Origin of the sequence: Streptomyces sp. NBRC 109706, assembly GCF_000974485.1 — a bacterium.
GTDB lineage: Bacteria > Actinomycetota > Actinomycetes > Streptomycetales > Streptomycetaceae > Streptomyces.
The window spans coordinates 837,907-854,512 of the sequence record NZ_BBOM01000006.1; the positions used below are offsets into that span (position 1 = coordinate 837,907).

Sequence of the window (16,606 nt, forward strand, 5' to 3'; positions counted from 1 at the left end):
GGTACCGTGCGCAGGGCAGCTCAGATGCTTCGAGGCCACCGCTCGGTCGGGCGATTGGCCGTTGGTTCGGCGGCGGCCGGGCTCGTGTTGGCGGCGGGCCTGGTGGCCCTCACCGGGCCGTGGGACGGCGGCCAGCGGAGCGCGGAGCGGGATCAGGCCGCGGCCGCCGAGCTGGTCAGGGGGCAGTTGCCGGCCGAGCGGCTGGCCGGCACGGTGCCGGTGGCGCCGGCCGTGCTCACCCCGTTGGACGGCACCTCGGCGGCGCCGTCGCCCGAGGCGCTGACCCGGATCGTCGCGCCGCTGCTGGAAGCGGAGGCGCTGGGCGAGCACACCGCGGCCTCCGTGGTGGACCTGGCCACCGGCACCGTGCTCTACGAGCGGGACGAACGGGCGGGCCGGGCCCCGGCGTCCACCGTCAAGGTCGCCACCGCCGTGGCCGCGCTCAGCGCGCTGGGCCCCGACCACCGGCTGACCACCCGGGTGGTGCTCGATCCCGAGGACGGGCGGGCGTATCTGGTCGGCGGCGGCGACACCACGCTGACCGCCGCCGATCTGGAGGGGCTGGCCGACCGCACCGCGCGGGCGTTGGCCGACCGCGGTATCGACCGGGTCCGGCTGGCCTACGACGTCTCGGCCTATCCGGAGGAGACCCACCCCATCGGGGTCAACACCAATATCGCCCCGATCACCCCGCTGCAGCTCAACGCCGGCCGCCTGGACAACAGTTCGCAGGGGCCGGCCGACCGCGCCGACGATCCGGCGAAGGACGCGGCCGAGTCCTTCGCGCGGCAGCTGGCCGAGGCCGGCGTCGAGGTGGACGGCGGGCTCAAGCGCCGCGCCGCGCCCGGCGGGGCCGAGGAGCTGGCCGACCACGCGTCCGCGCCCGTCGCCTCGCTGGTCGAGCGGATGCTGACGGCCAGCGACAACGATCTCGCCGAGGCGCTTGCCAGGATGACCGCGCTGGCCAGCGACCAGCCGGGCGACGCCGGCGGCGTGCGGCGGGCGCTGACCGACCGGCTCGGCGAGCTGGGCGTCCCGCTGGACGGGGTCAGGCTGGCCGACGCCAGCGGCCTGGACCGGGAGGGCCGGCTCACCGCCGCGCTGCTGACCGGCGTGCTGGCCGCCGCCGCCGATCCGGCCAACCCGGAGCTGCGCCCCACCCTGACCGGGCTGCCGGTCGCCGGTTTCACCGGAACGCTGGCCAACCGCTACGACGGCGACGGCGCGTCCGGCGCCGGCACGGTCCGCGCCAAGACGGGCACCCTCACCGGGGTCAACTCGCTGGCCGGCACCGCGACGACCGCCGAGGGCCGGGTGCTCGGCTTCGCCTTTCTGACGGCGGACGCGGCCGACGCCGGCGCCGCCCAGGAGGCGCTCGACGCCGCGGCCGGCGCGCTCGCCGGCTGCGCCTGCGGCTGACCGTCCCGCCCGGGGCCCGTTCCCCGCGCCCTACCCGCTTCGCGCGCGGGCACCGTACCGTGGACGGCATGACGAGCCTCGGCGGTACGGACCTGGTCGACTGGAATCTCGCCGTTTCCACGGCGACCCGCTTCGCGCGTCCGGGGCCGGAGGTGAGCAGGGACGAGGCGCGAGCCGTGGTCACCGAGCTGCGTGAGCACGCGGTCGCCGCCGAGCGTCATGTCCGCGCCTATACCGAGCTGGACTCCGGCGCGTTGGACACCCCGGTGCTGGTGGTGGACCGGGCGGGCTGGATCAGGGCCAATGTGGCGGGCTTCCGGCAGGTGCTGCAGCCGCTGATGGGCCGGATGCGGGAGCGCCGCGAGGGGATGCCGGCGGGCGGGCTGCTGACGGCCGTCGGCGGCAAGGTCACCGGCGTCGAGGTGGGCATGCTGCTGGCGTTCCTGTCCTCCCGGGTGCTCGGCCAGTACGAGACGTTCGCCCCGCCGACGCCGGGGCTGCCGGCGGGGGAGGGCGGCGCCCGGGCCGGGCGGCTGCTGCTCGTCGCGCCGAACATCGTCCATGTGGAACGCGAACTCGGCGTGGATCCGCATGACTTCAGGCTCTGGGTCTGTCTGCACGAGGAGACCCACCGCACCCAGTTCACCGCCGTCCCCTGGCTGCGGGACCATCTGGAGAGCGAGATCCAGGCGTTCCTGTCCGAGGCAGACGTCGATCCGGCGACCCTGGTGGAGCGCTTCCGGCGGGCCGCCCAGTCGGTCACCGGCAAGGGCCAGGAGGAAACCCCCAGGGAGACCTCCGGGGATGCCATCAAGGAGGCCGCCGAGGAGAGCGGAGGCGGCCTCGGCATCGTGGATCTGGTGCAGACGCCGAGACAGCGGGAGATCCTGGAGCGGTTGACGGCCGTGATGTCCCTGCTGGAGGGCCACGCCGACCATGTGATGGACGCCGTCGGCCCGCAGGTGGTGCCGTCCGTCGCCGAGATCAGGGAGAAGTTCACCAAGCGCAGGGAGGTCGGCGCCGGCCGTCTCGACCGGGCGCTGCGCCGGCTCCTCGGCATGGACGCCAAGCTGCGCCAGTACAAGGACGGCGAACGGTTCGTCCGCACCGTGGTGGAGCGCACCGGGATCAGCGGCTTCAACAAGGTGTGGACCTCGCCCAACACGCTGCCGACCAAGGACGAGATCGCCGATCCGGAGATCTGGCTGACCCGGGTCCGCCCCGAGGGGCAGGGACGCGGGGCCTGAACGGTTCCCTACCGGCCCGCGAATCACTCGTACGAGGGACCGTGGCCTCAGGGATGGCGTGCGATGCTCGGGTAACAGCCCTTCTCTGTCACCATTTACGCACCCTGCGTGACAGCTTTCGCGAGGGTCTCTCCGCGCCTCTCTCCGGAAAGAAGTGATTCGGACATGGGTCCCCATCCCGCGGTCGCCGCGATACGTCTGGCGGTTCGCCGCGTGTTGCACGAAGTCCGTTCCGAAGCCGCCCGCACCGACCGTCCTCCGCTGGTGCTGGTGGCCTGCTCGGGCGGCGCCGACTCCATGGCGCTCGCCTCCGCCCTCGCCTTCGAAGCCCCCCGCTGCGGCCTGCTGGCCGGCGGCGTGACCGTGGACCACGGCCTGCAGGCCGGCTCCGCCGCCAGGGCCGGCGAGGTCGCCGACCGCCTCACCGAGCTGGGCCTGTCCCCCGTCGAGGCGGTGGCCGTCCGGGTGGACGGCGGCGGCGGTCCCGAGGCCGCCGCCCGTTCCGCCCGCTACACCGCCCTCGACGCCGTGGCCGAGCGCCATGGCGCGACGGCCGTGCTCCTCGGCCACACCAGGGACGACCAGGCCGAGACGGTGCTCCTCGGCCTCGCCAGGGGCTCGGGCACCCGCTCCCTCGCCGGCATGGCCGCCGTCTTCCCCGGTCTGTCGGGCGCGCCGGACGCGGCCCCCCGCTACCGCCGCCCCTTCCTCGCCATCGACCGCCAGACCACCAGGCGGGCCTGCCTGGTGCAGGCCATCCCCGTCTGGGACGACCCGCACAACTCCGATCCCAGCTTCACCAGGTCCCGGGTGCGGCACGAGGCGCTGCCCGTGCTGGAGAAGGCGCTCGGCCGAGGCGTCGTCGAGGCCCTGGCCCGCACCGCGCAGCTCTCCAGGGACGACGCCGACGCCCTGGACGCCTGGGCGCACGACGCCGAGCGCGCCGCCACCCGCCCCGACGGCACCCTGGAGATCGCCGCGCTGCGCGAGTTGCCGCCCGCCGTCCGCCGCCGGGTGCTGCGCCGCGCCGCCATCGCCGCGGGCGCCCCGGCCGGCTCGCTCTTCGCCCGGCACATCGAGGAGACCGACCGGCTGATCACCGCCTGGCGCGGCCAGAGCCCGCTGAACCTACCGGGCCGCGTCGAGGCCAGCAGGCAGGGTGGCAGACTGGTGCTCCAGCAGGCGAACGAGTGCCGCCGAGCGGCGGAGCCGAGCAGAGCCGAGTAGGGCCAGTAGAGAGCAGTGGCACGGGTGCGAGAAGCGGACTTGGGGGCCGACCTGGAGTCGGTGCTCATCACCAAGGAAGAGATCGACGCCAAGCTGAGGGAGTTGGCAGCCGAGATCGACGCCCGGTACGCGGGCGAGGAGCTCCTGTTGGTAGGGGTCCTGAAGGGCGCGGTGATGGTCATGGCCGACCTCGCCAGAGCCCTGTCCAGCCCGGTCACGATGGACTGGATGGCGGTGTCGTCCTACGGCGCCGGCACCCAGTCCTCCGGGGTGGTGCGCATCCTCAAGGATCTGGACACCGACATCCAGGGCCGGCATGTGCTGATCGTCGAGGACATCATCGACTCCGGGCTGACCCTCTCCTGGCTGTTGTCCAACCTCGGCTCCCGGGAGCCCGCCTCGCTGCGGATCTGCTCCCTGCTCCGCAAGCCGGACGCGGCCAAGGTCGACATCGACGTGGAGTGGGTCGGCTTCGACATCCCCAACGAGTTCGTGGTCGGCTACGGCCTCGACTACGCGGAGAAGTACCGCAACCTGCCCTTTGTGGGTACGCTCGCCGCGCATGTCTACAGCGAGTGAACGAGAACGGGAACCTCGGCTGATCCCCTACCGTTGAGTGACGGGGGAGGCGATGGGCGGTCCCGACGCCCGGCGGCGCCGAGCGGCCGTGCTGGGGTACCGTCGCGTTGTACAGCTCAGCTGAGTCAAGGCCGGGCGCAGATCGGCCGACACTAGGACACCGCGCGCACAGCAGAGCCCGTCCGGGAGCGGCTGTGCCTCTACGTGGCAGGAGGGACGGGGCCGCGCCGCCCCGTATGGATAGACGTGAAGCGCTATTTCCGTGGGCCAGTGATGTGGATCGTGCTGGCCGTCCTCGCCGTCATTCTGTTGATGCAGGTGTTCAGCTCGTCCGAGGGCTACAAGAAGGTGGACACCGGCGAGGTCGTTCAGGCGATCAACCAGAACCAGGTCAGGTCGGCCGAACTCACCACCGGCGACGAACAGACGATCAAGATCGAGCTGGCCGAGGGTCAGGAGATCCAGGGCAGCGACAAGGTCCAGGCCAACTACATCGACGGCCAGGGTGAGGACCTTTCGAGGAACCTCCAGGCCAAGTTCGAGGACGACAGGCTGGCCGACGGCTACACCGTCTCGCCCAAGTCGCAGAACCCGTTCGTCGGGATGCTGCTGTCCATCCTCCCGTTTCTCCTGATCATCGTCGTCTTCCTGTTCCTGATGAACCAGATGCAGGGCGGCGGCTCCCGGGTGATGAACTTCGGGAAGTCCAAGGCCAAGCTGATCACCAAGGACACTCCGAAGACCACCTTCGCCGATGTCGCCGGCTCCGACGAGGCCGTCGAGGAGCTGCACGAGATCAAGGAGTTCCTGCAGGAGCCGGCCAAGTTCCAGGCCGTCGGCGCCAAGATCCCCAAGGGCGTGCTCCTCTACGGCCCGCCCGGCACGGGCAAGACCCTGCTGGCCCGCGCGGTGGCCGGCGAGGCGGGCGTCCCCTTCTACTCCATCTCCGGATCCGACTTCGTCGAGATGTTCGTCGGCGTCGGCGCCTCCCGGGTCCGTGACCTCTTCGAGCAGGCCAAGGCCAACGCGCCGGCCATCGTCTTCGTCGACGAGATCGACGCCGTCGGCCGACACCGGGGCGCCGGGATGGGCGGCGGGCACGACGAGCGGGAGCAGACGCTCAACCAGCTGCTGGTCGAGATGGACGGCTTCGACGTCAAGGGCGGCGTCATCCTGATCGCCGCCACCAACCGCCCCGACATCCTGGACCCGGCGCTGCTGCGGCCCGGCCGCTTCGACCGGCAGATCGCGGTGGACCGCCCGGACATGCAGGGGCGCCTTGAGATCCTGAAGGTGCACCAGAAGGGCAAGCCGGTCGCCCCGGACGTCGACCTGGCCGCCGTCGCCCGCCGCACCCCCGGATTCACCGGCGCCGATCTGAACAACGTGCTCAACGAGGCGGCGCTGCTGGCCGCCCGTGGCGACGCCAAGCTGATCGACAACAAGTTCCTCGACGAGGCGATCGACCGGGTGGTGGCAGGACCGCAGAAGCGCACCCGGATCATGAGCCAGAAGGAGAAGATGATCACCGCGTACCACGAGGGCGGACACGCCCTGGTGGCCGCCGCGTCGCCCAACAGCGACCCGGTGCACAAGGTGACCATCCTGTCCCGTGGCCGCGCCCTGGGTTACACCATGGTGCTGCCGGAGGAGGACAAGTACTCCACCACCCGCAACGAGATGCTGGACCGGCTCGCCTACATGATGGGCGGCCGCGCGGCCGAGGAGCTGGTCTTCCACGACCCGACCACGGGCGCAGGCGACGACATCGACAAGGCCACCTCCACGGCCAGGTCCATGGTCACGCAGTTCGGCATGACCGAGCGGCTCGGGGCGATCAAGTTCGGCAGCGACAGCTCCGAGCCCTTCCTCGGCAAGGAGATGGGCCACCAGCGCGACTACTCGGAAGAGGTCGCCGGGCTGGTGGACGAGGAGGTCAAGAAGCTGATCGAGACCGCGCACAACGAGGCGTGGGAGATCCTGGTCGAGAATCGCGACGTGCTGGACGATCTGGTGCTCGCCCTGCTGGAGCGGGAGACGCTCAACAAGGAGGAGCTGGCCGAGATCTTCCGCCCCGTGGTGAAGCGTCCGCCGCGGCCCGCGTGGACGGGATCCACCCGCCGCGAGCCGTCCACCAGGCCGCCGGTCACCTTCCCCACGAAGGAGATCAACCTGGCCAACGGTGCGGGCGCCGGCCTGGAGAGCGCTCCGCCGCAGCTGGAGAAGTCCCCGGAGTCGCGCCCGGAGAGCTGACCCCCTCGCCGACCGGCTATTGGCCCGGAATGCCTGCCGTGCCCCTCACGTTCTAGGGTGAGGGGCACGGCCTTTGTTCGGAAGAGGCCCGTCGATGCGAGGGAACGAGGACGGATATGACTGACCCGGTGAGGCTGCCGGGCGGCGAGCCCGTGCCGGGGGCGGTCGGTGAGTTCGACGAGAAGCGCGCCGAGAACGCCATCCGTGAGCTGTTGATCGCCGTCGGCGAGGACCCGGAACGCGAGGGCCTTCGGGACACCCCGGCCCGGGTGGCCCGCGCCTATCGCGAGATATTCGCCGGCCTCTGGCAGCGGCCCGAGGACGTGCTGACCACCACGTTCGACCTGGGCCACGACGAGATGGTGCTGGTGAAGGACATCGAGGTGATGTCCTCCTGCGAGCACCATCTGGTGCCCTTCGTCGGCGTCGCGCACATCGGCTATATCCCGAGCAGCAGTGGCAAGATCACCGGGCTCTCCAAGCTGGCCAGGCTGGTCGACGTCTTCGCCCGCCGCCCGCAGGTGCAGGAGCGGCTGACCACCCAGATCGCGGACTCGATGATGCGGATCCTGGAGCCACGCGGGGTGATCGTGGTCGTCGAGTGCGAGCACATGTGCATGACCATGCGCGGGGTCCGCAAGCCGGGCGCCAAGACGACCACCTCGGCGGTACGCGGCCAACTCCGCGACCCCGCCACCCGCGCCGAGGCCATGAGCCTCATCCTCGCCCGCTGAGCAGTGCCGCCGAGCGGCTGTCTTGAGCAGCGGCACCCCCCACCGCCGGGCCCCCACCGCCGGCCCTCGCACGCGCGCGGGCCCGTTGCCACGGGGCCTCAGCCCTGTTGGGGCGGCGGTGCGGGCGATTTGTCGCGGGCTGGGCCGTGGTGCCTCCGGGGCCTGTCGTAGGTTGGTGGTCCGGCCGAGGAGGGGAGACGCTGTGTGGCGGGTTGGGGTTGTCGGGGTGGGGGATATCGGGCGGGCCATGGTGACCGGGTTGTGCGAGGGGGTTGACGGGGCGCCGGAGGTGTTTCTGTCTCCTCGGGGGGCTCGGACGGCCGCCGAGTTGGCGTCGCGTTACGAGGGGGTGCGGGTCTGCGCCGACAACCAGGAGGTGGTGGACCGTGCGGAGGTGGTGATCGTCGCGCTGCGCCGCCAGGACTGGCGGCAGGCGCTCGCCGGCGTGCGGGTGCCCGACGACCGGATCGTGGTCAATGTGATGGCCGGTGTCGCGAACGACGATCTGCGCCGGATCCTGGCGACCGGCGCCCCGATGGTACGGGCCATCCCGCTGCCCGCCGCGCGTGAGCGTCGGTCCGTCACGGTGACCTGCCCCTCGCATCCGGTGGTGGACGCCGTCTTCGACCGTCTGGGCGGGGCGCTCCCGGTCGCGGACGAGGTCTTCGACGTGTTCTCCACGCTCACCGGAACACTGACCACGCACTACGCGTATCTCGCCGCGCTCACCTCGTGGGCCGCCGGTCAGGGCGTCGATTCCGAGGACGCCGACCGCTATGTCCGGGGTCTCTTCCAGGGCCTCGGCCGGGCGTTGAGCGACGAGAGCCGTTCGCTGGAGCGGCTTGCCGCCGACCACGAGACCCCGGGCGGGAACAACGAACGCGTCCGTACCACCTGGTTCGACGCGGCCAACTCCGAGGCGTTGGGAAGGGCCCTCGACGGGTTGCTGGCCCAGCTCCGGTCCGGGTGACCGGGGCGCACGGCTAGCGCGCGCCGAAGAAGTCGAAGTTGGGGGAGGTGCGTTGGGGCGGTGGGCCGCCCTGGGGGGTGGGGGCCGGGGGGAGGGTGGCCTCGCGTTGGCGGGCGACATGGCGGGAGAGCTGGCTCAGGGCCTCGTACGCCTGGCGGTAGGTGAGCGGCGTGGGGGCGCCGCCCGCCGTGCGGTGGTCCGCCGCGCCGGCGGCCAGCGCCTTGGTCGGCTCGGCCGCCTCCAGCGCCAACTGCCGGCGTCCCTCAAGCGCGTTGGCGCGTTCGCTCTCCGCCGTGGCGTAGCGGCGCAGCAGCGCCGCGTGCTCCGAGCGGAGCCGGCCCAGCTCGGCGCGTTTGTCCGCGACCTTCGCCTCCAGGGTGGTGACCAGCTCCTGGGCCTCCTCCAGCTCGGCCTGGCGTTCCTCGGCCTTCCAGCTGAGGCCGGCCCGGCCGGCGCGTTCCCTGGCGACCTCGCGTCCTGCCGCCAGGTCCCAGCGCCGCAGCTGTACCGCCGCGATCACGGCGGCCAGCGCGGCGACGGCGGTCAGCGAGCGCAGCAGTACCGCTTCCTCGTCACCCACCAGCCAGGCCGCGCCGGCGGCCAGCAGCGCAAGGCCGGCCAGCGCGGCCGGAAGCAGCACCTTGTGCAGTGCCGAGCTACGGTGACGTCCACGTGCCATGGGCGAAACCTACCGTGGTGTCCCCACCACGCGGGAGGGTGCCCGGCGGGTTGTGCCCTGGTGGTTATGTGCCGCGCGGGGCGGTTCGTACGCCCGGTCGCGCGGCGCGCCGATATCCGCTCACCCGCTGACGAGCCCGTGCTCGATCAGGTAGTCGCGGGCGACGTCCTCGGCCTTGAGGCGCTCGGAGTCGACGGCGCGGTTGAGCTCCTTGAGGTGCTCGGTGGTGAGGGTCGCGGTGAGCGCGTTGAGGGCTTCGGCGACATCCGCGTCGCTGCCGGCGCCCTCGGTGTTGAGGACGGGCAGCAGGTTGTCGGCCTGTTGGAGGTTCTGGTCGTCCTCCAGGGTGACCAGGCCGAAGTCGTCGAGGACCGCGTCCGTGGTGCTGACCAGGGCCAGTTCGGCGTCGCCGCGTTGGACGGCCTGCTTGGCCTGGACGGTGCCCACGCCGAGCGGGACGATCTCGGCGACGTCGATGCCGTAGGTGTTCTCCAGGCCCGGCTGGCAGAACGGGCGGCCCGGGCAGTCCTCGCCGGCGGCCAGTCGCACCGGCTCCCCGAGTTCACCCAGATCGGTGAGGGTGGTCAACCCGTGTTCGGCGGCGAACTCCTCGGTGACGGCGAACGCGTTCTGGTTGACGGCGTCACCCGGGTCGAGCACGGTCAGGCCCCTGGGCTCGGCCAGTTCGCGGAGCGCGGCCACGGTGTCGTCCACATCGGAGGAGGCGACGGGTTCGGCGTCGGGGCCGTTGGCCGAGGTGTTGAGGTACTCGGCCATGGTGGCGGCGTACTCGGGGACGATGTCGATGCCGCCGTTCGCGAGTTCCGGCTCGTACAGCTCGCGGCCCTCGACGGTGGTGATGTCGACGGAGTAGCCGGCCTCCTCAAGGACGCCCGCGTACAGCTCGGCCATGATGGTGGCCTCGGTGAAGTTGGCGCCGCCCACGGTCAGCGAGCCCTTGCCGTCACCGTCCCCGCTGCCGCCCGAGCCGTTCTCCTCCTCCAGGCTGTCGCCGCCGCAGGCGGTGAGGGCGAGGGTGAGGGCGGTGATCCCGGCGAGGGCGAGTCGGGTGCGGCGGGCCGCGCGGGGGGTTGGTCTGGCGGTCACGTGGTCTCCATCTCGGGGGTGGTCGACGCCGACCGCGCGGTGGCGGGTTCGGCGTGGCCGTCGCGGGGACGGCGGTGTGGGTCGATGAGGCGCTGCAGCAGCGCGAGAACGCCCTCCACCAGCAGTGCGAGGCCGGCGACGAGCACCGCGCCGGCGAAGACCTGCGCGGTGTTGTTGGTGTCGAAGCCGGCGGTGATGACGCGGCCCAGGCCGCCACCGGCGGCGAGCGCGGCCAGCGAGGCGGTGGCCACCAGCTGGACGGCGGCGGTGCGCACCCCGGTCATCAACAGGGGGAACGCCAGCGGCAGTTCGACCCGCAGCAGCAGTTGGAGGGGGGACATGCCCATGCCCCTGGCGGCCTCCACCACATCGCGGTCGGCCTCGGCGACCCCGACATAGGCGTTGGTCAGCAGCGGCGGCACTCCGAAGAGCACCAGGGCGATGACGGTGGGCAGTTCGCCGTGTTCGCCGACCGGGCTGATGGTGAGCAGCACCAGCACGGCGAAGGTGGGGACGGCGCGGCCCGCGTTGGAGATGTTGATGGCCAGCGCCCCGCCGTAGCGGCGGCCGCCGCCGTGGCCCAGCCAGAAGGCGAGCGGCAGCGCGATCGCGGCGGCGATCAGCAGGCAGAGTCCGGTGAGTTCCAGATGCTCGCCGAGGCGTTGCCAGACGCCGCCGCGGCCGGTCCAGTGGTCGGCGGTGGTCAGCCAGGTCCAGGCGTCGAGGATCGCGTTCATCGGCGGGTCACCTTCCTCAGGCCACCGCGCGGGTGTCGTCGAGCACCGCGTCGCGGACGGGTGCGCCGGTGGCGCGGCGGGCGCGCCGACCGCCGCCGGCGGCCCTGGTCCAGGGCGTCAGCAGCCGTTGGAGGCCGAGGAGCAGCAGGTCGGCGGTGATGGCGAGCAGCACACAGAGCACGGAGGCGGTGAGCACCTGGGCCTTGAAGTAGCTGTCCATCGCGGCATAGATGAGGTTGCCGAGGCCGCCGTTGTCGACGATGGCGCCGACCGTGGTCAGCGAGACGGCGGAGACGGTGGCGATGCGCAGTCCGGCCATCAACGCGGGCAGTGCCAGCGGCAGTTCGACGGTGAAGAGCAGCCGGAAGCGGCCGTAGCCCAGGCCGATGGCGGCCTCCCGCGCCTCGGCCGGCACCGAGCGCAGCCCGGTGAGGATGTTGCGGACCAGGATGGTCAGCGAGTACAGCACGAGGCCGCAGATCACCAGCGAGACCGAGATGCCGAAGAAGGGCAGCAGCAGCGCGTACATGGCCAGGGTGGGGACGGTGTAGAGCGCCGTGGTGAGGCTGAGGATGCCGGCCGAGGCCAGCCGCCAGCGGCGGGCGAGCAGCGCCAGGGGGAACGCGATCAGCACGGCGATGCCGATCGAGGTGGCCGTGATCAGCACATGTTCCACCGTGGCATCGGTCAGTTCCTGACTGCGGCTGCGCAGGTACTCCCCGCAGATCCAGTCGTTCGCCGCCAGACAGCTCTGGGCGCTTGCCGCACTCATGTTCAAGAACCCTAGACGGTTAATCTGACAGAATCATGAACATGCTGCGGTTCGAGCACGTCTCCAAGCGCTACCCCAACGGCACGGTGGCGGTGGACGATCTCGACCTGGAGGTGGCCGAGGGCGAGTTGGTGACCCTGGTCGGGCCCTCGGGGTGTGGGAAGACCACCACGATGAAGCTGGTCAACCGGCTGGAGGAGCCCACGTCGGGCCGGATCCTGCTGGCCGGCGACGATATCGCCGAGGTGGACCCGGTGAAGCTGCGCCGGCGGATCGGCTATGTGATCCAGCAGGTCGGCCTCTTTCCGCACCGCACCGTCCTGGACAACACGGCCACCGTCCCGGTGCTGCTCGGCGGCCGACGGCGGGACGCCAGGCGGCGCGCGGCCGAACTGCTCGAACTGGTCGGCCTCGACCCCGCCGTCTACGGCGACCGCTACCCCGACCAGCTCTCCGGCGGCCAGCGGCAGCGGGTCGGCGTGGCCAGGGCGTTGGCCGCCGACCCCCCGGTGCTGCTGATGGACGAGCCCTTCGGGGCCGTCGACCCGGTGGTCCGCGAACGCCTGCAGAACGAGTTCCTGCGGCTGCAGCGCGAGGTCCGCAAGACCGTGCTGTTCGTCACCCACGACATCGAGGAGGCGGTCCGACTCGGCGATCGCATCGCGGTGTTCGGCCAGGGCCGGATCGAGCAGTACGACACCCCGGCCGCCGTCCTCGGCGCCCCGGCGACCGACTATGTCGCGTCCTTCGTCGGCAGCGACCGCGGCCTCAAACGGCTCTCCGTGACCCCGGTGGAACGCGCCGACCTGGAACGTCCCCCCGTGGTGCACCTCGCCGACCCGATGGCCGACGCGCTGGCGCGGATGCGGGCCGAGGGGGTGCGCTGGGCCGTGGTGCTGGACGAGCAGGACCGGCTGCACGGCTGGGTGCCGGCCGCCGAGGACCGGGCCGGCCGGGAGAGCGGCGAGGTCGCCGCCCACGCCCGCCGGATGGAGGCCTGGCTCCCGCTGGGCGCCTCGCTCAAGACCGCGTTCAGCACCATGCTCCAGTACGACGCCGGCTGGATCGCCGTCCTGGACGACGAGGACCGGTTCCTCGGGGTGCTCACCCCGGCCACGCTGCACGAGGCGCTGCGCCGCTCGATCGACGCCGACGTCCGCTCCGTGGAACGCGCCGAGGTGCGCCTGGAGACGGTCAGCGGGGCCTGACCGCCGAGCCGTCAGACGGGGGAGCCCATCGGGCCGTGGCCGTTGTCGTCGTCGCCGTCCGGGAGGCGGCAGACCCGTTCCAGATAGAGCGCGACGGCCACCACGGCGATCCCGGCCAGCACCGCCAGACCGGCGTAGAGCGCCTGGTCCCTGCGGTTGGGCACGTCCATCCGCTCCAGCAGCAGGAAGAGACCGAAGCCGCCGTAGCCGCCGGCGACCACCGCCGACACCAGGGCGCTGGCCTGCCCCAGGACCACCGCCCGCGCGGCGCTCAGCCGGTCGACCGGCCGGGCGTCCGGGCGCCGCTCCCGCTGGGCGCGCAGCCGGGAACGCAGCGAGAGCGCGGTGGCCAGCAGCACGGCGGCGATCAGCGCCAGGATCACCGGGGCGAACAGCGGGACGGCGGGCAGCGTGTTGTCCCAGGACTCCCAGAGCCCGGCCGCCGCCCAGGCCAGCCCGAAGGCCGCGGCGAACAGCCCTACCAGCGTCCCGATCCGCAGTTGGTTCACCGCTCCACGCGCCCCTTGTCGTCGTCTCCTTGCCGCCCCCAGGACGTGCCCGACCCCGTCAGTCGGGGAGCACCAGCTCCAGGTCGGAGCGGAGCGTCACCCCCTGCTCGGCGACCGAGGCGAGCAACCCGTCCAACGGGCCGTGCCCCGGTACCTCGGCCCCCGGCTCGACATCGTGCCATGGCACCAGGACGAAGGCCCGCTCGTGGGCCCGGGGATGCGGCAGGGTGAGCGCCGGATCGGTCGAGGTGACGCCCTGGTACGAGACGATGTCCACATCCAGGGTGCGCGGCCCCCAACGGACCTCCCGCACCCGTTCGAACGCCTCCTCGATGGCCTGCGCCCGCTCCAGCAGCGAGCCCGGCGGGAGCGTCGTCTTCACCAGCACCACGGCGTTGAAGTAGTCGGGCTGCTCGCCCTCCTCGACCCCCACCGGTTTGGTCTCGTAGACCCGGGACACCGCCTTGACGCGGACCCCGGGGGTGTCCTCCAGCGCGTCCACCGCGCCCTGCAGGTTCTCCAGCCGGTTGCCCGTGTTGCCGCCGATGGACAGCACGGCGCGTTTCGGGTTGTGCAGCGTGGAGTCGGCCGCGTCCACCTGCCTGACGACGGAGGCGGGCACCGGTTGAACGGTCGGGTCGGGGGAGGAGGCGGCGTTGCTGGGGGTCATGCTCGGCTCCGTTTGATGGTGATGGTCACGTCGTCGAAGGGCACGGTGATCGGGGCCTGCGGCTTGTGCACGGTGACGGTCGTCTCGGCCACGGCCTGGTGCGTCAGGCACTGGTCGGCGATCCGCTGGGCCAGGGTCTCCACCAGATCGCAGGGTTCGCCCGCGATCAGTGCGGTGATCTGCTCCGCCACCACCCCGTAGTCCACGGTCCGCGCGAGATCGTCGTGTCGGGCCGCGGGGCCGGTGTCGAGGCCCAGCTCCACGTCCACCACAAAGGTCTGGCCCTCGGCGCGTTCCCGGGGGAGCACCCCGTGAAAGCCGGTGGCGCGCAGCCCGCGCAGCGCGATGCGGTCCATGGTTCTCGCTCCCTGCCGTCTGGTGCGTGGCCGTGCCCGGTCGTGCGTCGGTTTCGCTCGTACCCCGCACGGCGTCCTCGTACCTGGCTGGTTCGGCCGGTCTCTGGCTTGTTTTGAGGTGTTCGAATCTACCCGCGACCTTCGGGCGCTCGGTCGCGGCACCGGGGTCAGCGCCGCCGGCACCCCGTCCTGTTCCCGTCCCGGCCGGTGGGAACGCCTTCCGGGGCCGTTCCGGGCGACCGCCGGATGGGTATGCGACCAGCGCCTACCCTGGTCGCATGAGCATCTCGCACGGCCAGGTGACAGGTCTGCCCCGCTGGGACCGCTGCGCGGTGATGGGGGTGGTGAATGTCACACCGGACTCCTTCTCCGACGGAGGACGGTGGTTCGACACCGGGGACGCCGTGAAACGCGGCCTCGACCTGCTGGCCGACGGGGCCGATCTGGTGGACGTGGGCGGCGAGTCGACCCGCCCGGGCGCCACCCGGGTGGACGAGGCCGAGGAGCTGCGCCGCGTCGTCCCCGTGGTCCGCGAGCTGGCCGCCCAGGGCGCGTTGATCAGCGTCGACACCATGCGCGCCACGGTGGCCGAACGCGCCATCGAGGCCGGCGCCCGGCTGGTCAACGACGTCAGCGGCGGCCGGGCCGATGCCGCGATGGTGCCGCTGGTGGCCGATGCCGGCGTGCCGTTCGTGGTGATGCACTGGCGCGGCCAGAGCGTGGACATGAACGACCGGGCGATCTACCGGGACGTGGTCGGCGAGGTGATCGCCGAGCTGCGGGAGAGCGTCGCGGCCGCCGTGGCCGGCGGCGTCGCCGAGGACCGGCTGATCGTCGACCCGGGCCTCGGCTTCGCCAAGAACGCCCCGCAGGATCTGGCGCTGATGGCCGGGATCGGCACGCTGCGCGCCGAGTTGGGCCTGCCGCTGCTGGTCGCCGCCTCCCGGAAGCGGTTCCTCGGCCGGGTGCTGGCCGGCCCGGACGGCACCCCGCCGCCGGCCAGGGAGCGGGACGCGGCCACCGCGGCGATCTCCGCGCTGTCGGCCACGGCTGGGGCGTGGGCTGTGCGGGTACACGAGGCTCGGGCCAGCGCGGACGCGGTCCGGGTGGCCCGGGCCGTCGCGGAGGCGAAGAGCGGGGAGGGAGCGGCATGACGGGAGCGCGCACCGACATCGAGGCGGTGGAGGCGGCCAACACGGCGCTGTACGACGCGATCGAGCAGGGCGATCTCGACGCCCTGACGGAACGGTGGTTGACCGACGACATCAGCGTGGTCCACCCCGGCTGGCCGGTGATCAACGGTCGGGACGAGGTGTTGCGGTCCTATGCGTTGATCATGGCCAACACCGAGTACATCCAGTTCTTCCTGACCGATGTCGAGGTCTCCGTACTGGGCGACACGGCCCTGGTGACCTGCACCGAGAACATCCTCAGCGGCGGCCCGTCCGAGGCGGACGGCTCCACGGGTCCGCTGGTCGGCGGCCTGGTCGTGGCCACCAACGTGTTCCGCCGGGCGGAGGACGGCGACTGGCGCGTCTGGTCCCACCACGGCTCACCGGTGCTGATCGACCGGGACGACGAGGACGACGCCGACGCCTCCGACGACGACACCGCCTCCGCCGACGACGGTGTCGCCGACGGCTCCGACGACACCATCGGCTGACGGGGGGCCTCGATGACCGGCGAGGGACCGGAGTATGTCTTCGACCAGGTGCAGATAGGCAGGGGGCTGCGGCCCCTGGCCCAGCACGGGTTCGTCGTCGTGGACCGGGGGACGCTGACCCTCCTCGGCAGCGACCGGCGGCGCATCGACAGCGCGCCCCTGGCGACGGTCACCGGCAGGCCGGTGCGGATGACCCGCGGCCAGACCGTCGCGCTGACGGTCAACGGCACCAGGTACAACGTCTCCCCCGGCTGGGGCGCCCGCCCCCGCCTCGTCCTCCCCGGCGACACGGCCCACGTCAGAACCGCCGCCCAGGCCCTCCTCCACCTCGTCGCCGAGGGCGGCGGCCGGGTCTCCTGACGGGACCGTGCGGCCTGCGCGGCCGGCGGGTCCGGAACCGGTTCCTCGGTGGGGCGTGGGTCGGGGGCACCTGGCTTTCGCCGGAGGCCGGCGAAGCCTGCGGCCCGCTGCCGCCG

18 protein-coding genes are annotated in these 16,606 nt (G+C 72.3%); 11 read left to right on the forward strand and 7 right to left on the reverse strand.

The genetic code is table 11. The features are described from left to right. Positions 1-54: 54 nt before the first annotated feature. From dacB to AOM46_RS13885, 7 genes are all read left to right on the forward strand, one after another. A complete protein-coding gene (gene dacB, locus AOM46_RS13855; protein ID WP_234313771.1) occupies positions 55-1,419 on the forward strand; it encodes a D-alanyl-D-alanine carboxypeptidase/D-alanyl-D-alanine-endopeptidase in 1,365 nt (454 codons plus the stop codon). A 68-nt stretch (positions 1,420-1,487) separates the two neighbouring features. Then, positions 1,488-2,666, forward strand: a complete 1,179-nt coding sequence (locus tag AOM46_RS13860; RefSeq protein ID WP_062210470.1) for a zinc-dependent metalloprotease — start codon at positions 1,488-1,490, stop codon at positions 2,664-2,666. 165 nt (positions 2,667-2,831) lie between these two features. Further along, a complete protein-coding gene (gene tilS / locus AOM46_RS13865) occupies positions 2,832-3,893 on the forward strand; it encodes a tRNA lysidine(34) synthetase TilS (RefSeq protein WP_062210471.1) in 1,062 nt (353 codons plus the stop codon). Positions 3,894-3,917: 24 nt separating this feature from the next. After that, positions 3,918-4,472 (forward strand): hypoxanthine phosphoribosyltransferase, encoded by a 555-nt coding sequence (gene hpt / locus AOM46_RS13870; RefSeq protein WP_107080073.1) that lies wholly within the window; start codon positions 3,918-3,920, stop codon positions 4,470-4,472. A 240-nt stretch (positions 4,473-4,712) separates the two neighbouring features. Beyond that, positions 4,713-6,725, forward strand: coding sequence for an ATP-dependent zinc metalloprotease FtsH (gene ftsH / locus AOM46_RS13875; protein WP_062210907.1), 2,013 nt, complete (start codon positions 4,713-4,715; stop codon positions 6,723-6,725). 116 nt (positions 6,726-6,841) lie between these two features. After that, positions 6,842-7,459: a GTP cyclohydrolase I FolE gene (folE, locus tag AOM46_RS13880; RefSeq protein ID WP_062210474.1), complete on the forward strand. Its 618-nt coding sequence runs from the start codon at positions 6,842-6,844 to the stop codon at positions 7,457-7,459. A 202-nt stretch (positions 7,460-7,661) separates the two neighbouring features. Continuing rightward, positions 7,662-8,429 (forward strand): NAD(P)-binding domain-containing protein, encoded by a 768-nt coding sequence (locus tag AOM46_RS13885; RefSeq protein ID WP_062210477.1) that lies wholly within the window; start codon positions 7,662-7,664, stop codon positions 8,427-8,429. A 13-nt stretch (positions 8,430-8,442) separates the two neighbouring features. Here AOM46_RS13885 and AOM46_RS13890 read toward each other — a convergent pair whose 3' ends face one another. The 4 genes from AOM46_RS13890 to AOM46_RS13905 all read right to left on the reverse strand — a co-directional run bounded on the left by AOM46_RS13890 (position 8,443) and on the right by AOM46_RS13905 (position 11,724). Continuing rightward, the gene (locus tag AOM46_RS13890; protein WP_158920420.1) at positions 8,443-9,108 is read right to left on the reverse strand and encodes a hypothetical protein; all 666 of its coding nucleotides are present in this window, start codon (positions 9,106-9,108) and stop codon (positions 8,443-8,445) included. 120 nt (positions 9,109-9,228) lie between these two features. Next, complete coding sequence (locus AOM46_RS13895; protein WP_062210483.1) at positions 9,229-10,215, reverse strand: ABC transporter substrate-binding protein; 987 nt, start codon at positions 10,213-10,215, stop codon at positions 9,229-9,231. Then, complete coding sequence (locus AOM46_RS13900; protein WP_062210485.1) at positions 10,212-10,952, reverse strand: ABC transporter permease; 741 nt, start codon at positions 10,950-10,952, stop codon at positions 10,212-10,214. Before AOM46_RS13900 ends, AOM46_RS13895 begins: the two co-directional genes overlap by 4 nt. Before the next feature lie 16 nt (positions 10,953-10,968). Continuing rightward, the gene (locus AOM46_RS13905; RefSeq protein WP_062210488.1) at positions 10,969-11,724 is read right to left on the reverse strand and encodes an ABC transporter permease; all 756 of its coding nucleotides are present in this window, start codon (positions 11,722-11,724) and stop codon (positions 10,969-10,971) included. A gap of 41 nt (positions 11,725-11,765) precedes the next feature. Here AOM46_RS13905 and AOM46_RS13910 point away from each other — a divergent pair, with 41 nt between their 5' ends. Beyond that, positions 11,766-12,932 (forward strand): ABC transporter ATP-binding protein, encoded by a 1,167-nt coding sequence (locus tag AOM46_RS13910; RefSeq protein ID WP_062210490.1) that lies wholly within the window; start codon positions 11,766-11,768, stop codon positions 12,930-12,932. A gap of 11 nt (positions 12,933-12,943) precedes the next feature. On the opposite strand, the gene AOM46_RS13915 is transcribed toward AOM46_RS13910, so the two are convergent. From AOM46_RS13915 to folB, 3 genes are read right to left on the reverse strand one after another with little or no spacing between them, the layout of a single operon-like run. After that, positions 12,944-13,441 carry a DUF3180 domain-containing protein gene (locus tag AOM46_RS13915; protein ID WP_062210493.1) on the reverse strand — a complete coding sequence of 166 codons (498 nt, stop codon included), beginning with the start codon at positions 13,439-13,441 and terminating at the stop codon, positions 12,944-12,946. A 58-nt stretch (positions 13,442-13,499) separates the two neighbouring features. Continuing rightward, positions 13,500-14,111, reverse strand: coding sequence for a 2-amino-4-hydroxy-6-hydroxymethyldihydropteridine diphosphokinase (gene folK, locus AOM46_RS13920; protein WP_062210496.1), 612 nt, complete (start codon positions 14,109-14,111; stop codon positions 13,500-13,502). Next, positions 14,108-14,467: a dihydroneopterin aldolase gene (folB, locus tag AOM46_RS13925; RefSeq protein WP_062210498.1), complete on the reverse strand. Its 360-nt coding sequence runs from the start codon at positions 14,465-14,467 to the stop codon at positions 14,108-14,110. The genes folK and folB overlap by 4 nt, the downstream gene beginning before the upstream one ends. A 278-nt stretch (positions 14,468-14,745) precedes the next feature. On the opposite strand from folB, the gene folP reads away from it, so the two are divergent. From folP to AOM46_RS13940, 3 genes are read left to right on the forward strand one after another with little or no spacing between them, the layout of a single operon-like run. After that, positions 14,746-15,621 carry a dihydropteroate synthase gene (gene folP, locus AOM46_RS13930; RefSeq protein ID WP_062210501.1) on the forward strand — a complete coding sequence of 292 codons (876 nt, stop codon included), beginning with the start codon at positions 14,746-14,748 and terminating at the stop codon, positions 15,619-15,621. Next, positions 15,618-16,130 (forward strand): nuclear transport factor 2 family protein, encoded by a 513-nt coding sequence (locus tag AOM46_RS13935; RefSeq protein ID WP_062210503.1) that lies wholly within the window; start codon positions 15,618-15,620, stop codon positions 16,128-16,130. The genes folP and AOM46_RS13935 overlap by 4 nt, the downstream gene beginning before the upstream one ends. A 12-nt stretch (positions 16,131-16,142) precedes the next feature. Further along, on the forward strand, positions 16,143-16,490 hold the full coding sequence (locus AOM46_RS13940) for a hypothetical protein (protein ID WP_062210507.1): 348 nt from the start codon (positions 16,143-16,145) through the stop codon (positions 16,488-16,490). Positions 16,491-16,606: the final 116 nt, after the last annotated feature.

What these genes read in the sequence shown, in the direction of transcription:
- AOM46_RS13860 (WP_062210470.1), top strand. Translation starts at nt 1,488, where the DNA reads ATGACGAGCCTCGGCGGTACGGACCTGGTCGACTGGAATCTCGCCGTT.
- tilS (WP_062210471.1), top strand. Translation starts at nt 2,832, where the DNA reads ATGGGTCCCCATCCCGCGGTCGCCGCGATACGTCTGGCGGTTCGCCGC.
- folE (WP_062210474.1), top strand. Translation starts at nt 6,842, where the DNA reads ATGACTGACCCGGTGAGGCTGCCGGGCGGCGAGCCCGTGCCGGGGGCG.
- AOM46_RS13890 (WP_158920420.1), bottom strand. Translation starts at nt 9,108, where the DNA reads ATGGCACGTGGACGTCACCGTAGCTCGGCACTGCACAAGGTGCTGCTT.
- AOM46_RS13900 (WP_062210485.1), bottom strand. Translation starts at nt 10,952, where the DNA reads ATGAACGCGATCCTCGACGCCTGGACCTGGCTGACCACCGCCGACCAC.
- AOM46_RS13905 (WP_062210488.1), bottom strand. Translation starts at nt 11,724, where the DNA reads ATGAGTGCGGCAAGCGCCCAGAGCTGTCTGGCGGCGAACGACTGGATC.
- AOM46_RS13910 (WP_062210490.1), top strand. Translation starts at nt 11,766, where the DNA reads ATGCTGCGGTTCGAGCACGTCTCCAAGCGCTACCCCAACGGCACGGTG.
- folK (WP_062210496.1), bottom strand. Translation starts at nt 14,111, where the DNA reads ATGACCCCCAGCAACGCCGCCTCCTCCCCCGACCCGACCGTTCAACCG.
- folB (WP_062210498.1), bottom strand. Translation starts at nt 14,467, where the DNA reads ATGGACCGCATCGCGCTGCGCGGGCTGCGCGCCACCGGCTTTCACGGG.
- folP (WP_062210501.1), top strand. Translation starts at nt 14,746, where the DNA reads ATGAGCATCTCGCACGGCCAGGTGACAGGTCTGCCCCGCTGGGACCGC.
- AOM46_RS13935 (WP_062210503.1), top strand. Translation starts at nt 15,618, where the DNA reads ATGACGGGAGCGCGCACCGACATCGAGGCGGTGGAGGCGGCCAACACG.
- AOM46_RS13940 (WP_062210507.1), top strand. Translation starts at nt 16,143, where the DNA reads ATGACCGGCGAGGGACCGGAGTATGTCTTCGACCAGGTGCAGATAGGC.